This window comes from Pseudomonas sp. MWU13-2862 (assembly GCF_023242495.1).
In the GTDB taxonomy this organism is placed as follows: domain Bacteria; phylum Pseudomonadota; class Gammaproteobacteria; order Pseudomonadales; family Pseudomonadaceae; genus Aquipseudomonas; species Aquipseudomonas gingeri_D.
This window is the reverse complement of the sequence record NZ_JALMEZ010000004.1, coordinates 370,890-386,067: the sequence shown is the minus strand read 5'-3', so window position 1 is coordinate 386,067 and position 15,178 is coordinate 370,890. Positions and strand designations below refer to the sequence as shown.

The following is a 15,178-nucleotide window of genomic DNA, read 5'->3' as shown; positions in this document are numbered from 1 at the left end:
GATGAAAACGCTTTGGCAGAACTGTCACGTTGCAAGCATGGCGCAAGGCACTTACTCGATCATCGAGGATGCCGCCATCGTGACCGTGGCGTCGACGATCGAGTGGATCGGCCCGCGCGCCGAACTGCCGGCGGCGGATTATCCCCGGGTCGAGGATCTGGACGGCGCCTGGGTCACGCCGGGGCTGATCGATTGCCACACCCACACGGTGTTCGGCGGCAACCGCAGCGGTGAATTCGAGCAGCGCCTGCAAGGCGTGAGTTATGCCGAGATCGCCGCCGCCGGTGGCGGGATTGCCAGCACCGTGCGGGCGACCCGTGCCGCCAGCGAGGACGAGCTCTTCGCCAGCGCCCGGCAACGCCTGACCTGCCTGCTGCGCGACGGTGTGACCAGCGTCGAGATCAAGTCCGGCTACGGCCTGGACCTGGACAGCGAGCGCAAGATCCTCAAGGTGATTCGCCGTCTCGGCGCCGAGCTGCCGGTCAGTGTGCGCAGCACCTGCCTGGCCGCCCATGCCTTGCCGCCGGAATATGTCGGGCGGGCCGACGATTATATCGAGCATATCTGCAGCGAAATGCTTCCGGCCCTGGCGGCCGAAGGCCTGGCGGATGCGGTGGATGCCTTCTGCGAATACCTGGCGTTTTCCCCCGATCAGGTCGAGCGGGTATTCAAGGTCGCGCAGCAACTGGGCCTGCCGGTAAAGCTGCATGCCGAGCAGCTGTCGTCACTGCATGGTTCGAGCCTGGCGGCGCGTTACCAGGCGCTGTCGGCGGACCACCTGGAATTCATGACCGAAGAGGACGCCATCGCCATGGCCGCCTCCGGTACCGTCGCGGTGCTGTTGCCCGGGGCGTTCTACTTTCTGCGCGAAACCCAGTTGCCGCCGATGGATGCCCTGCGCAAGCACGGTGTGAAGATGGCCATCGCCAGCGACCTCAACCCTGGCACCTCGCCGGCGCTGTCCCTGCGCTTGATGCTGAACATGGCCTGCACCCTGTTCCGCATGACCCCGGAAGAAGCCCTGGCCGGTGTTACCCAGCATGCCGCCACGGCGTTGGGCATGGGTGCTACCCACGGTTCGCTGGAGATCGGCAAGGTTGCGGATTTCGTCGCCTGGCAGATCGAGCGCCCGGCGGACCTGGCCTACTGGTTGGGCAGTGACCTGAGCAAGCGCGTGGTGCGCCATGGTGTCGAAGTATTGATCTAGGAGATTGTCCTGTGGATAACGTTCTGAGTTTCAAACAAGGTCGCGTGCCGCTGTTGATCAGCATGCCCCATGCCGGTGTGCAGTTGACCCCGGCGGTCAAGGCCGGGTTGGTCCCCGAGGCACAAAGCCTGGAGGACACCGACTGGCACATCCCGCGGCTCTATGATTTCGCCGCTGACCTGGGCGCCAGCACTCTGGAGGCCCGTTATTCGCGGTTTGTCATCGACCTGAACCGGCCGTCCGACGACAAGCCGCTGTACGTCGGTGCCACCACCGGCCTGTATCCAGCCACCCTGTTCAATGGTGAGCCGTTGTTCGTCGAAGGGCAGGTGCCGTCGGCCGAGGAGCGGGCGAACTACCTGGAGCAGGTCTGGACGCCTTATCACCAGACCTTGCAGCAGGAACTGGCGCGGCTCAAGGCCGAGTTCGGTTACGCCTTGCTGTTCGACGCCCACTCGATTCGCTCGGTGGTCCCGCACCTGTTCGACGGCAAACTGCCGGACTTCAACCTGGGCACCTTCAACGGTGCCAGCTGCGACCCGCAACTGGCGGCTCGGCTGGAAGGCATCTGTGCCGGGCATCCGGCTTATAGCCATGTGCTGAACGGGCGCTTCAAGGGCGGGCATATCACCCGTCACTATGGTGACCCGGCGCAGAACATCCACGCGGTGCAGCTCGAACTGGGGCAGTGCACCTACATGGAAGAGTTCGAACCGTTCAACTACCGCAGCGACCTGGCGGAACCGACGCGGGTCGTGCTCAAGGAACTGCTGCAAGGCCTGCTGGCCTGGGGCCGCGAGCACTACGGGCGCTGATTTATCCCGGGAGCACCTCGACGCCCGGGCTCAGGAAGTCGATGTGATAACCGCTGGCGCCGTCCCCCAGGCCCACATGCACGCCGCTGACGCCTTCGTTCATCGGCGAGTTGTGGCTGTAGTTGATATTCGGTCCGATGGTGTCGTTGACGCCAATGGCGAACTCGCTGAGGAACAACCCCCGCTCGCCCGCGGCCCGCGCCAGCAGGCCGGCATATTCCTGCCCGGCGACCTTGAAGGAGCGCACCTGGTTGTGTTCGATGTGCAGCCAGGCCTGGTGCCGGGCGACACGCTGGGTCAGTTCCAGCAACTGTTCGTCGACGCCGCTGACCAGCGGCGTCCGGCGACGGCCCTGGGAGGTCAGCAGGCCGCTGATGCGCAGGATACCGTTCAATTGGAAGAGGTCGGGGCTGTCCGGGCGCATGTGCGCGTAATGCACCTCGAACAATTCCGAAACGGACAATACGAACCGCTCGCTGATCTCGTCGCGGGTCGTGACATAGGGGGCCGAACGGCTTTTCAACCAGACATCGGCCCGCGATCCCTCTCCGACCAGATGCAGGCGTTGGTGCCGGCTCAAGAGCCTGAGATGGTCGCGCTGGCGCCTCAGGCAGTCGGCGAAATCGCTGCGCAGTAACAGCATCAGGCTGTACAGCGCATTTTCCAGGCCTGAATCGAAAGCGTGCAACGGGCAGAGAATGCATTGTTTGTCTCGGGTCCTGGCCGCGCGCTCATAGAATTGCCGGGCGCCCTGCCTGGTAAAGGAAAACACCAGGCTTTGCGCCGGCAGCGGTTCGGTCGAGTCGACGACGGCGGCATCCAGCCCCAGTTCGGAGAGGGCACGGATAAACATTTCGTTGTCAGCGAGGATGATGGCTTTCTCCGGGTAGGAAAGCAGGCCCGGCAAACAGTCTTGTTGCATTGGAAACTCCCTTTCACTTTTGCACGGCTACCCCGGCAGAACGGCTCCTGCCGCTCTACGTGACCTGGCTATTGAAGCGTTTATCGGGCCGGCTTGAACACTGACCGAACGGCTAGGCAGCGTCCGACGGAAGGGAAAGTGCGACAAATGCGTCTGTACACCCGCACTTTTGACAAGGGCATGCCGATTCCGCGATTCGGGTTTATGATGCCGGACGGCAGAATAATATGAAGTCCCCATCAGGGATGACCTCGACCCCTACGGAGCGCGTGATGCAGACTTTGTACCCGCAGATCAAACCCTACGCCCGGCACGATCTGGCCGTGGATGAAACGCATGTACTGTATGTCGATGAGAGCGGTTCGCCGGAAGGCTTGCCGGTGGTCTTTATCCACGGAGGCCCGGGAGCCGGTTGCGATGCGCAGAGCCGGTGCTATTTCGACCCCAACCTGTTTCGTATCATCACCTTCGACCAGCGCGGTTGCGGGCGCTCAACCCCCCATGCGAGCCTGGAGAACAACACCACCTGGGACCTGGTGGCGGACCTCGAGCGGATTCGCCAGCACCTGGGGATTGAAAAATGGGTGCTGTTCGGCGGCTCCTGGGGCTCGACGCTGTCCCTGGCCTACGCCCAGACCCACGCGGAGCGGGTGCATGGCCTGATCCTGCGGGGGGTTTTCCTGGCCCGGCCACAGGACGTCGATTGGCTCTACCAGAGCGGGGCCAGCCGTCTGTTCCCGGATTACTGGCAGGACTACATGGCGCCGATCCCGCTGGATGAGCGCGACGACCTGCTCAACGCATTCCACAAGCGTCTGACCGGCAACGACCAGATCGCCCAGATGCACGCGGCCAAGGCCTGGTCCCTGTGGGAAGGCCGTACCGCGACGCTGCGCCCGAACCCGCTGGTGGTCGATCGCTTCTCCGAGCCGCAGCGCGCGCTGTCGATTGCCCGGATCGAATGCCACTACTTCACCAACAACTCCTTTCTCGAACCCAACCAACTGATCCGCGACATGGACAAGATCGCCCACCTGCCGGGGGTGATCGTGCACGGTCGCTACGATGCGATCTGCCCATTGGACAACGCCTGGGAGTTGCACCAGGCCTGGCCCAACAGCGAGTTGCAGGTGATTCGCGATGCCGGTCACGCGGCTTCCGAGCCGGGGATCACCGATGCCCTGGTACGCGCGGCCGACCAGATGGCCCGACGCCTGCTCGACCTGCCTCTCGAAGAAGCATGAAGGGGCTGTTGCAACGGGTCAGCGGCGCGCGGGTGGAAGTGGCGGGAGAAATCGTCGGGGCCATCGACCAGGGGTTGCTGGTGCTGCTGGCGGTGGAACCGGACGATACCCAGGCGCAGGCCGACAAACTGCTGAAGAAGCTGCTTAACTATCGGGTGTTCAGCGATCCGCAGGGCAAGATGAACTTGTCCCTGGCGGACACCGGTGGCGGGTTGCTGCTGGTGTCGCAGTTCACCCTGGCGGCCGATACCCGGAGTGGATTGCGTCCGAGCTTCTCCACGGCGGCGCCTCCGGCGCTCGCCGAGGTGTTGTTCGACTACGTAGTGGCACAGGCGCAACGCTTGCATGGGCAGGTGGCGACCGGGCGTTTCGGGGCGGACATGCAGGTGCATCTGGTCAATGATGGCCCTGTGACCTTCCTGTTACAGACCTGAATGCATCAAAAACGACGTACTTGGCTGAAAACAGGAGGTTTTCGCGATAAATACTTTGTTTCACCTGATGCGTTGTAACGCGGCCTACTAGATAATCGCGCGCTACGGGGATCGGCGTTCGTTGGTCCAATTTGACTTAGGTAGAGACTTGTCCGTGACCGTTTGGGGAATCATTTGCCCCCATGGGAGTCGGAACAATGCTCGCCAACCTGGCATATAGATAGCTAGCCGTTGGTTTTTGATCTGTTTTCGGCGAGGGTTGCTCGTGATTGTTAGTCCCTGTAATGCTCCAACACTGACCGCCAAAGGGTTGAGAAAAGCACTGGTGGCGGGCTCGGCACTGCTTTGCCTGCTCAGCGCCGGCCAACTCTTTGCGTTCAATCTGGATGATGTGTCGGCCAAGGCCAAGACGCTGGCCGGGCAGAAATACGAAGCTCCGCGCAGCAATCTGCCGAACGAGTTCCGTGACATGAAGTTCGCGGACTACCAGAAAATCCGTTTCCTGACCGACAAGGCCGAATGGGCGGGCGAGAAAACCCCCTTCAAACTGTCGTTCTACCATCAGGGCATGCACTTCGATACGCCGGTGAAAATCAACGAAATCACCGCCGACGATGTGAAAGAGATCAAGTACGACCCGACCCGTTTCGATTTCGGTGACGTCAAGTTCGATCCTAAATCCACCGAACAGCTGGGTTATGCCGGCTTTCGTGTGCTTTACCCGATCAACAAGGCGGACAAGCAGGACGAGATCATGACCATGCTCGGCGCGAGTTACTTTCGCGTCGTCGGCAAGGGCCAGACCTATGGCCTGTCGGCCCGTGGCATGGCCATCGACACTGCCTTGCCGTCCGGCGAAGAGTTCCCGCGCTTCACCGAGTTCTGGATCCAGCAACCGAAGCCGACCGACAAGCACCTGGTGATTTTCGCCCTGTTGGACTCGCCACGGGCTACCGGCGCCTACCGCCTGATCCTGCGTCCGGGCACCGACACCATCGTCGACGTGAAGGCGCAGATGTTCCTGCGTGACAAGGTCGGCAAGCTCGGCGTAGCGCCGTTGACCAGCATGTTCCTGTTCGGCGCCAACCAGCCGTCCAAGGTCCTCAACTACCGTCGCGAGCTGCATGACTCCAGCGGCCTGTCGATCCATGCCGGCAATGGCGAGTGGGTCTGGCGTCCGCTGAACAACCCGAAACACCTGTCGGTGAGCAATTTCTCCGTGGAAAACCCACGGGGCTTCGGCTTGCTGCAACGTGGCCGTGATTTCAGCCACTACGAAGACCTTGACGACCGTTACGACAAGCGCCCAAGCGCCTGGATCGAGCCCAAGGGCGACTGGGGCAAGGGCACCGTCGACCTGGTGGAGATTCCGACCGCCGACGAAACCAACGACAACATCGTGGCTTTCTGGAACCCGGCCGAACGCGCCGACACCGGTCAGCCGATGAACTTCGCCTATCGCCTGCACTGGACCACAGATGAAGCGGCCCTGCATTCGCCGGACGGCGCCTGGGTCAAGCAGACCCTGAAGTCCACCGGCGACGTCAAGCAATCCAACCTGATCCGTCAGCCGGACGGCAGCGTGGCCTACCTGATCGACTTCGAAGGTCCGTCCCTCAAGGCCCTGCCTGAAGACGCGCCGGTACGCAGCCAGGTCAGCGTCGGCGACAACGCCGAACTGGTGGAAAACAGCCTGCGCTACAACCCGGAAACCCAGGGCTGGCGCCTGACCCTGCGCCTGAAGGTCAAGGATCCGGGCAAGGCCACCGAGCTGCGCGCGAACCTGGTCAAGGACCTCGCCACGGCGGATCCGGCCAAGGTTGCGGTCTCTTCCCAGGTGGTCAAGGCCGACAAGGTTGCGGCCAAGCAGCAGGAGAAAGAGAAGGCCCTGGAGAAGAAAGAGCAGGCTCAGGAGAAGAAGGATCCGGCCCAGGATAAGAAAGAGCCGGTCCAGGACAAGAAGGATCCGGCCCAGGATAAGAAAGAGCCCGCCCAGGACAAGAAAGAGCACGACGCCGCGGCGCCGGCTCCCGAGGCTGCCCCTATCACCCCGGAACCGGTGCCGACTGAGCAAGTCCTGACCGAGACCTGGAGCTACCAGTTGCCTGCCGATGAGTAACCCAAACGTACAGCCAGAGGCTCTTTTCGAGTACCTGGCACACTTGCCGCTGAGCAATGAGCAACGTGCGGAGCTGGCGAACTGTACCTCGTTCGCCGAACTGCACGAGCGCCTGAGCGAACAACCGCTGCTTGACTCCGCCGAGGCCGCGCAGGCTTCGGTGGGGCGCCGCCTGACCCTCGATTCGGCCGCCGAGCTGGAAGACGCCGAGATGCTCGCGCTGGATGCTTCCGGGCGCGTGCGCCTCAAGGCCACACCGCCGATCCGCCGGACCAAGGTGGTCCCGGAGCCGTGGCGCACCAATATCCTGGTGCGCGGCTGGCGGCGTATGACCGGACGGAGCAATCCGCCGGTGCCCAAGGACGACAAACGCGACCTGCCCCATGCGCGCTGGCGCACCGTGGGTTCGATTCGTCGCTATATCCTGCTGGTGTTGATGCTCGGCCAGACCATCGTTGCCGGCTGGTATATGAAAGGCATCATGCCTTACCAGGGCTGGGCCTTCGTCGATCTCAACGAAGTGGTGCATCAACCGCTGTTGCAGACCGCCCAGCAAGTGCTGCCCTACCTGCTGCAAACCAGCATCCTGGTGCTGTTCGGGATTCTGTTCTGCTGGGTTTCGGCGGGTTTCTGGACCGCGCTGATGGGCTTTCTCGAATTGCTCACCGGGCACGACAAGTACCGTATCTCCGGTGCCAGCGCCGGCAGCGAGCCGATCGCCAAGGATGCGCGTACCGCCATCGTCATGCCGATCTGCAATGAAGACGTGCCGCGAGTCTTTGCCGGCCTGCGGGCGACCTTCGAGTCGGTGGCGGCCACCGGTGACCTGGACCGCTTTGACTTCTTCGTCCTCAGCGACAGTAACGACACCGATATCTGCGTCGCCGAGCAACAGGCCTGGCTGGATGTCTGCCGCGAAGCCTCGGGCTTCGGCAAGATCTTCTACCGCCGTCGCCGTCGTCGCGTGAAGCGCAAGAGCGGTAACCTTGACGACTTCTGCCGTCGTTGGGGTGGCGACTACAAGTACATGGTGGTGCTCGACGCCGACAGCGTCATGAGCGGCGAGTGCCTGACCAGCCTGGTGCGGTTGATGGAAGCCACGCCGGACGCCGGGATCATCCAGACCGCGCCACGGGCGTCGGGCATGGACACCCTCTATGCGCGCATGCAGCAGTTCGCGACCCGCGTCTACGGTCCGTTGTTCACCGCCGGCCTGCACTTCTGGCAGCTGGGCGAATCCCACTACTGGGGCCACAACGCGATCATCCGCATGAAGCCGTTTATCGAGCACTGCGCCCTGGCACCGTTACCCGGTAAAGGTGCCTTCGCCGGCGCGATCCTCTCCCACGACTTCGTCGAGGCCGCGCTGATGCGCCGTGCCGGCTGGGGTGTATGGATCGCCTACGACCTGCCGGGCAGCTACGAAGAACTGCCGCCGAACCTGCTCGACGAGCTCAAACGCGACCGCCGCTGGTGCCACGGCAACCTGATGAACTTCCGCCTGTTCCTGGTCAAGGGCATGCACCCGGTGCACCGCGCGGTGTTCCTCACCGGCGTGATGTCCTACCTGTCGGCGCCGCTGTGGTTCTTCTTCCTGGTGCTGTCGACGGCCCTGCTGGCGGTCAACACGCTGATGGAGCCGCAGTACTTCATGGAGCCGCGCCAGCTCTATCCGCTATGGCCGCAATGGCATCCGGACAAGGCGGTGGCGCTGTTCTCCACCACCATCGTGCTGCTGTTCCTGCCCAAGCTGCTGAGTATCATCCTGATCTGGGCCAAGGGTGCGAAAGAGTTCGGCGGCAAGTTCAAGGTGACCTTGTCGATGCTGCTGGAGATGCTTTTCTCCATGTTGCTGGCGCCGGTGCGGATGATTTTCCACACCCGTTTTGTCCTGGCCGCGTTCCTCGGCTGGGCGGCGACCTGGAACTCTCCGCAGCGTGACGACGACTCCACGCCGTGGGGCGAAGCGGTGCGCCGGCATGGTCCGCAAACCCTGTTGGGTGCGCTCTGGGCACTGCTGGTGGTCTGGCTCAACCCGAGCTTCCTCTGGTGGCTGACCCCGATCGTCGGTTCGCTGATGCTGTCGATCCCGGTCTCGGTGATTTCCAGTCGGGTCAACCTGGGCTTGCGTTCCAGGGATGAGAGCCTGTTTCTCATTCCCGAGGAATACAATCCGCCCCAGGCGCTGCAGGCAACGGATGAGTACACCCACGAAAACCGTTGGCATGCGCTGAATGACGGCTTTGTCCGGGCCGTGGTCGATCCACGCCAGAATGCCCTGGCCTGCGCCCTGGCAACGGCCCGTCACGGCCACGCCGAGCCGATCGAATGGCTGCGTGTCGAGCGTGTTCGGCATGCGCTGAAGGTCGGGCCATCCGGTCTGGACAATCAGTCGCGGCTGCACCTGCTGAGCGATCCGGTGGCCCTGACCCGCCTGCATGAGCAGGTCTGGAGCGAAGGCCACGCCGAATGGTTGGGCGCCTGGCGCGACTCGATCAAGGCCGATCCCCATGCGCCGTTGCTGCCCCTGCAGCCGGCCACAGCGCCGGCCCAGCCGGCCTGACGCCCGAGGGGCCGCGGTGTGACAAGCACCGCGGCCCCTTTGTCATTTGGTAACAAAAGACCCGTCCCCCCTTGGTGTTGCCCCGTACTCGAGTACGTTAGGATCGCCCCCCAAAATCGTGCCCGCCAGATCACGGCGACTGTGTGTTCGCGCAGACTGGCACGACCGGAAAAGCGGCCCTGGGGAGTTTCATGATGAAAAGGTTTCTGTCGATGCTGCTGCTGGGCATCGTTGTGCTCACTCACGCCTGTGGGGTGCAGGCGGGTGCCGTTGATGACGCGCTCAAGCGCGGCACGCTGAGAGTCGGGACCAATCCCACGTATATCCCCTTCGAAATGACGAGCAAGCGCGGCGAAATCATTGGCTTCGAAATCGACCTGTTGCGGGAAATGAGCCGGGCGCTGGGGGTCAAGCTGGAACTGGTGGACAGTCCTTACGCCGAGTTGCTCCCCGGTTTACTGGCGAACAAGTTCGACCTGGTCGCCAGCGGCATGACCCTGACCCAGGAGCGCAACCTGCGACTCAACTTCAGCGATGCCTTTATCGTGGTCGGGCAGACGCTGTTGATCCCCCTGGAACTGGGCAGCAAGGTGCAGAGTTTCGAGGACCTCAACGAGGCCGGCTATCGCATCGCCGCCAAGGCCGGGACCACGGGGGAAATCGTTGCAAAAAAAATGATGGGCGCAGCCCAACTGAGCACCTATGCCAATGAGGAAGAGGGCGTGCAGGCCGTGCTCGACGGCAAGGCCGACGCCTTTGTCCATGACGCCCCCTACAACCTGGTGGCGGTGAACAAGCTGGGCGACGGCAAGCTGTTGTGCCTGGACCAGCCGTTCACCTACGAACCGCTGGCCTTCGGGGTGAAGAAGGGCGACCACGACAGTCTCAACTGGATCAACCACTTTCTCCACCAGATAGCCGAAGATGGCACCTACGATCGGATCCACGACAAGTGGTTCAAGACCAGCGACTGGCTGGCCGAGATCGATTGAAACGCTACCCCCTGTAGGAGCCGGCAAACCGGCTCCTACAGGGGGCATCGCTCAGACCTTGAAACGTTCCACCAGGCGCTGCAGTTGTGCACCCAGCTGACTCAGTTGCAGGCTGGCGGCAGCGGTTTCATCGCAGGCGTTGGCAGTCTGCTGGGACATATCCCGCACGTGCAACACGCTGCGGCTGATCTGCTCGGCGACGACACTCTGTTCTTCGCCGGCGGCGGCGATCTGCTCGTTCATCCCGAGGATCTGCGACACGCTGCGGCTGATGGCTTCCAGCTTGCCACCGCTGTGGCGGCTCGACTCGACGCTGTGGCGGGTCAGTTTGCGGCTGTTGTCGAGCATGCCCGCGACCTCCTGGGTCCCACCTTGCAAAGCCACGATCAGGTCCTTGATCTCTTGTGCCGAGTCCTGGGTGCGCTGCGCCAGGCAGCGCACCTCGTCGGCGACCACGGCGAAGCCAGTGCCGGCCTCGCCGGCCCGGGCCGCCTCGATGGCGGCATTCAGGGCCAGCAGGTTGGTTTGCTGGGACACCGACTTGATCACGTCGAGCACGCTGCCGATCCGCTCGCTTTCGCGCTGGAGCCCGCCCATGGCCTGGGAGCAGCGCTGCATATGTTGCTCGAGCTGTTCGATCTGTTCGATAGCATCGGCCACGGCGCTGTCACCTTCACGGGCCTGCTGGTCGGCCTGGGTCGCCGCCACGGAGGCGGTTTCGGCGTGACGGGCGACTTCGAGCACGCTGGCGCTCATCTGTTTCATGGCGGCGGCCACTTGCTCGGTGGCGGCGTACTGGCTGCTGACGCTGGCATCGGTCTGTTCGGTACTGGTCGACAGGTGTTCGGCGGCGCTGGCCACCCGCGAAGCGCTGATGCCGATGCCACGGATCAGCTCCCGCAGGCCCAGGGTCATGCCGCGCATGGCCTGTTGCAACTGGCCGAGCTCGTCCTGGCGATCCACCGCCACATCGCGGCTCAGGTCGCCCGCGGCGATATGGTGGGCCAGCTTCAGGCTGCGTGAGAGCGGGATCAGCAATTGGCGGCTGAGGACCCAGGCGGCCAGGGTCGCGATCAACCAGGCCAGCAGGGCTATTTTCGCCAGCAGCCATTTCGCCGCCTGGGTCTGGCGATCACGGGCCTGGGTCTGGCTGCGGCTGAGATCCTCGTTGCCGGCCAGCAGCTGGTTGCCCAGGCCTTCCATCACATTGTGGGCCGCCTCGGTGAGCAGTTGCGCGTCCTTGAAACGCTGCAGGGCCTCGCGGTAGTGGCGCAGTTCCAGCAGCATGCGCTGGTGGTCGTCGGCCAGTGGCGCCGTCAGCGGTGCCACCTGGGTTTCAAGTTGTCCAAGCCGGTCGATAGCCTTCAGTGCCTGCTCGGAATAGGCTTGCAGCGAATCGGCCAGATAGGCCGGTGTCTGCACGTTGGAGTGGGTCTCGTTGAGCAGTTGACGGAGTTCTTCGACCCGTTTGAGCGGGGCCTGCCACTGTTGCTCGTGGGGACTTTTGCCGGCTTCGCGCAGTTGATGGGCGGCAAAGCGGGCCACCGCCTGGGTGGCCTGGATCAGGCCGGCGTTCATCCGCTTGCGGGCGCGGTCACGATCGCGAAGGTTTTCATCGAGATCGTCGAGGGTGGTCTGGAAACCTTGGGCCGCGTGCTGCTGGTCGGCGAGGATCTGTCGTTCGCCCGGGTCCGTCAGGCGCGGCAGGAGCGTCGTCAGCAGTTTCTCGATACTCGCCAGCTGGCGGGTGATCCGGGTGCGACTCTGCGGGTCGTTCAGCACCCGGAAGGCGATGCGATCAGCGCGCATGTCACTGGTCAGGCGGCTGAGCCGGGCGATGCTCGACAGCGTGTGCGAGCGCTCTACCGTGGTACTCAGGGCGTGCCAGCCGGTGAGAGTGATCGCCAGGGTCAAGAGCAATACCAGGCCAAAGCCCAGGGCCAGTTTGAAGCGGATACTGCGGTCGCGCAGTGCGCGGGTCAGCCAACGGAACATGGTGAATCTCCTGCCAAACAGATAAGTCCATGGGCCTCACGCGCGAGTGCGTGGGGCATGTTCTGTCATCGGCTTGGACGCGGGAGATGCGACCTGAATGGGCTGTAGGGGGATTCCCTTAAAGGTGAAGGCTTTTGCTTTCTGCCTGTCGAACGCGTACTTGTAGGAGCATGGCTTGCCGGCGAAGAGGACCTTGAGATCGCCAAAAGCTTCGCGGGCAAGCCCTGCTCCTACAGGGGACCGAGTACATCCGGGTGTTGGGCGAGGGGGCTATGAAAAGAGCGTTGGTGGATCAGAACAACCGGGCGAGCAGGGCGGTCACGGCGGTCTCGACCCGCAGGATGCGTTCGCCGAGTTGCACCGGTTGCAGCCCGGCCTTGCCCAGCAGGTCGATTTCGTAAGGAATCCAGCCGCCTTCCGGGCCGATGGCCAGGGTCACCGGCTCATCCAGGCCACGAGGGCAGGCCGGGTAGTCGCCGGGGTGGCCGACCAGGCCGAGAGTGCCCGCGCTGATGGCCGGCAGGCGGTCTTCGACAAAGGGCTTGAAGCGTTTCTCGATAACGATTTCCGGCAGCACGGTGTCGCGGGTCTGCTCCAGGCCGAGGATCAGTTGCTCGCGAATCGCTGCGGGTTCGAGGAACGGGGTCTGCCAGAAGCTCTTTTCCACCCGGTAGCTGTTCACCAGCACCACTTTCGGTACGCCGAGGGTGGCGACGGTCTGGAACACCCGGCGAAGCATTTTCGGGCGCGGCAGGGCGAGGATCAGGGTCAGCGGCAGTTTCGCCGGTGGCGCTCGATCCAGGCTGACCCGCAACTCGGCTTCCGTGGCGTCCAGGCGCAGCACCTCGGCGCTGCCCATCAGGCCGCCGATACGCCCGACCCGCAAGCTGTCGCCCACCGCCACGCGATGGACTTCCTGCATATGGGTCAGGCGCCGATCGCGCAGCACCACGAGGTCGGCCGCGATAAAGTCGGCCTCCTCCAGAAGCAGCAGGTTCACGTCAGCGGGGCTGGCGGCTGGGCGTCGTCGCGGTCGGCGGCCTCTTCGTCACTGCGTTTGCGGACCAGGCCACCGAACAGGATGCCGATCTCGAACAGCAGCCACATCGGCACCGCCAGCAGGGTCTGGGAGAACACGTCCGGCGGGGTCAGGATCATACCGACCACAAAGCAGCCGATGACCACGTAGGGACGGATCTTCTTCAGGTACTTGACGTCGACCACGCCGATCCATACCAGCAGCACCACCGCCACGGGGATTTCGAAGGCCACGCCGAAGGCGAAGAACAGCGTCATCACGAAGTCGAGGTAGCTGGTGATATCGGTCATCATTTCCACGCCGGCCGGGGTGGCGGCGGCGAAGAACTTGAAGATCAGCGGGAACACCAGGAAGTAGGCGAAGGCCATGCCGGTGTAGAACAGCAGGATGCTCGACACCAGCAGCGGCACGGCGATACGTTTTTCGTGCTTGTACAGGCCCGGTGCGATAAAGCCCCAGATCTGGTGCAGGATCACCGGGATGGCCAGGAACAGCGAGACCATCATGGTCAGTTTGAGCGGCGTCAGGAACGGTGACGACACGTCGGTGGCGATCATCGTCGCGCCCGCCGGCAGGTACTGGCGCAGCGGGATCGAGACGAAGGTGTAGATCTGCTGGGTAAAGGCGAACAGCCCGGCGAAGATCAGGAAGATCGCCGCGACACAGCGCAGCAGGCGGGTGCGCAGCTCGGTGAGGTGCGAAACCAGCGGCATGTGCTGGTCGTTTTCCGGAATATCGCTCATGGGGCTCGCGGCGGCAATGTAGGGTCATGAGGCGCAGGCGCGGCGGCTGGCGTCGTGCTTGCGGGTTCTGTCAGGTGCGGCACGGGCTCCACGGCACCGAGTACCGCTACCGGCTCGGCGGTGCTCGCCGGCGTCGGCGGGGTTTCCGTCGACACGGGTGGAGCGGTATGGATCGTCTGCTCCACCACCGGCTCGGCCGGCGTGCTGGTGGCGATCGGCGAGAGGATCTTGCGAGCCTCCTGCTCCAGCGAGAGGATGTGCTCGTTGTGCAGTTGCCGACGGATTTCGTCGGCGCCGATCTCGCGTTCCACTTCCTGCTTGATCGCGTTGAAGCTGCGCTTCAACCGGCCGACCCACAGGCCTGCCGTGCGCGCGGCATGGGGCAGGCGCTCGGGGCCGAGCACCAACAGGGCCACCAGGCCCACGAGCAGCAGTTCACTGAAGCTGATACCGAACATTTGTCAGTACTCAAGAATTGTTGCGGGGCTCGTCAACTTTCTGCGCCTGCACATCGATGGTGTGCGGCGTGTTCTGCTGGGCGGTAGCCTGTGGCTGTACCGGTGGCGCCGGTTGCACGACAGGGGGGACCACCGGCTCGGCAGGTTTTTCTTCGTCGTTCATGGCCTTGCGAAAGCCCTTGATCGATTCGCCGACGTCAGTGCCCAGGTTCTTCAGTTTCTTGGTGCCGAACACCAGCACGACGACAACCAGGATGACGATCCAGTGTTTCCAGTCAAAAATGCCCATGATGCTGCTCCTCTCGAAAGTTGTTAGGCGGACGGGCGCGAGGCTTTCTCGACGTGTCCGGACAGGCCGAAGCGGCGATCCAGTTCGTCCAGCACGGCCTGCGGATGCTGCCCCAGTTGGGCGAGCATGACCATACTGTGGAACCACAAATCGGCGGTTTCGTAGATGACGTCGCTGCAGTCGCCACTGATCGCGGCATCCTTTGCAGCAATAATAGTCTCGACCGACTCTTCGCCAACCTTTTCCAGGATCTTGTTCAAGCCTTTGTGATAGAGGCTGGCGACGTAGGAGCTGTCGGCGGCGGCGCCTTTGCGCTCTTCCAGCACTTGGGCCAGACGTGTCAGGGTGTCAGTCATGT

General features: G+C 63.2%; 14 protein-coding genes. 7 read left to right on the top strand and 7 right to left on the bottom strand.

All coding sequences use genetic code 11. From position 1 onward, the window contains the following. The first annotated feature begins 1 nt into the window (after nucleotide 1). Nucleotides 2-1,207 carry an imidazolonepropionase gene (gene hutI / locus M5C56_RS09895; RefSeq protein WP_103497735.1) on the top strand — a complete coding sequence of 402 codons (1,206 nt, stop codon included), beginning with the start codon at nucleotides 2-4 and terminating at the stop codon, nucleotides 1,205-1,207. Between the two features lie 11 nt (nucleotides 1,208-1,218). Continuing rightward, complete coding sequence (gene hutG, locus M5C56_RS09890; protein WP_103497734.1) at nucleotides 1,219-2,022, top strand: N-formylglutamate deformylase; 804 nt, start codon at nucleotides 1,219-1,221, stop codon at nucleotides 2,020-2,022. 1 nt (nucleotide 2,023) lies between these two features. On the opposite strand, the gene M5C56_RS09885 is transcribed toward hutG, so the two are convergent. Beyond that, nucleotides 2,024-2,944: a hypothetical protein gene (locus M5C56_RS09885; protein WP_103497732.1), complete on the bottom strand. Its 921-nt coding sequence runs from the start codon at nucleotides 2,942-2,944 to the stop codon at nucleotides 2,024-2,026. A 272-nt stretch (nucleotides 2,945-3,216) separates the two neighbouring features. Between M5C56_RS09885 and pip the strand changes: the two genes are divergently transcribed. From pip to M5C56_RS09860, 5 genes are all read left to right on the top strand, one after another. After that, on the top strand, nucleotides 3,217-4,188 hold the full coding sequence (pip, locus tag M5C56_RS09880) for a prolyl aminopeptidase (RefSeq protein WP_103497730.1): 972 nt from the start codon (nucleotides 3,217-3,219) through the stop codon (nucleotides 4,186-4,188). Then, a complete protein-coding gene (gene dtd, locus M5C56_RS09875) occupies nucleotides 4,185-4,622 on the top strand; it encodes a D-aminoacyl-tRNA deacylase (protein WP_103497728.1) in 438 nt (145 codons plus the stop codon). The genes pip and dtd overlap by 4 nt, the downstream gene beginning before the upstream one ends. Nucleotides 4,623-4,887: 265 nt before the next feature. Beyond that, nucleotides 4,888-6,741 carry a glucan biosynthesis protein G gene (locus M5C56_RS09870; RefSeq protein ID WP_103497741.1) on the top strand — a complete coding sequence of 618 codons (1,854 nt, stop codon included), beginning with the start codon at nucleotides 4,888-4,890 and terminating at the stop codon, nucleotides 6,739-6,741. Beyond that, on the top strand, nucleotides 6,734-9,304 hold the full coding sequence (mdoH, locus tag M5C56_RS09865; RefSeq protein WP_103497727.1) for a glucans biosynthesis glucosyltransferase MdoH: 2,571 nt from the start codon (nucleotides 6,734-6,736) through the stop codon (nucleotides 9,302-9,304). The genes M5C56_RS09870 and mdoH overlap by 8 nt, the downstream gene beginning before the upstream one ends. Nucleotides 9,305-9,495: 191 nt before the next feature. Continuing rightward, entirely contained in the window at nucleotides 9,496-10,296 is an 801-nt protein-coding gene (locus tag M5C56_RS09860; protein WP_103497725.1) for a transporter substrate-binding domain-containing protein, read from the top strand. Between the two features lie 51 nt (nucleotides 10,297-10,347). Here the strand turns inward: M5C56_RS09860 and M5C56_RS09855 are convergent, their stop codons facing one another. The 6 genes from M5C56_RS09855 to M5C56_RS09830 all read right to left on the bottom strand — a co-directional run bounded on the left by M5C56_RS09855 (nucleotide 10,348) and on the right by M5C56_RS09830 (nucleotide 15,176). Beyond that, nucleotides 10,348-12,291, bottom strand: coding sequence for a methyl-accepting chemotaxis protein (locus M5C56_RS09855; RefSeq protein WP_103497723.1), 1,944 nt, complete (start codon nucleotides 12,289-12,291; stop codon nucleotides 10,348-10,350). A 292-nt stretch (nucleotides 12,292-12,583) separates the two neighbouring features. Continuing rightward, nucleotides 12,584-13,291 carry a 16S rRNA (uracil(1498)-N(3))-methyltransferase gene (locus M5C56_RS09850; protein ID WP_103497721.1) on the bottom strand — a complete coding sequence of 236 codons (708 nt, stop codon included), beginning with the start codon at nucleotides 13,289-13,291 and terminating at the stop codon, nucleotides 12,584-12,586. Then, nucleotides 13,288-14,091, bottom strand: a complete 804-nt coding sequence (tatC, locus tag M5C56_RS09845) for a twin-arginine translocase subunit TatC (protein WP_177103215.1) — start codon at nucleotides 14,089-14,091, stop codon at nucleotides 13,288-13,290. The genes M5C56_RS09850 and tatC overlap by 4 nt, the downstream gene beginning before the upstream one ends. After that, complete coding sequence (gene tatB / locus M5C56_RS09840; RefSeq protein ID WP_103497717.1) at nucleotides 14,070-14,531, bottom strand: Sec-independent protein translocase protein TatB; 462 nt, start codon at nucleotides 14,529-14,531, stop codon at nucleotides 14,070-14,072. The genes tatC and tatB overlap by 22 nt, the downstream gene beginning before the upstream one ends. Nucleotides 14,532-14,541: 10 nt before the next feature. After that, a complete protein-coding gene (locus M5C56_RS09835) occupies nucleotides 14,542-14,820 on the bottom strand; it encodes a twin-arginine translocase TatA/TatE family subunit (RefSeq protein WP_103497716.1) in 279 nt (92 codons plus the stop codon). 23 nt (nucleotides 14,821-14,843) lie between these two features. Further along, on the bottom strand, nucleotides 14,844-15,176 hold the full coding sequence (locus M5C56_RS09830) for a phosphoribosyl-ATP diphosphatase (protein ID WP_018929162.1): 333 nt from the start codon (nucleotides 15,174-15,176) through the stop codon (nucleotides 14,844-14,846). Nucleotides 15,177-15,178 lie beyond the last annotated feature (2 nt).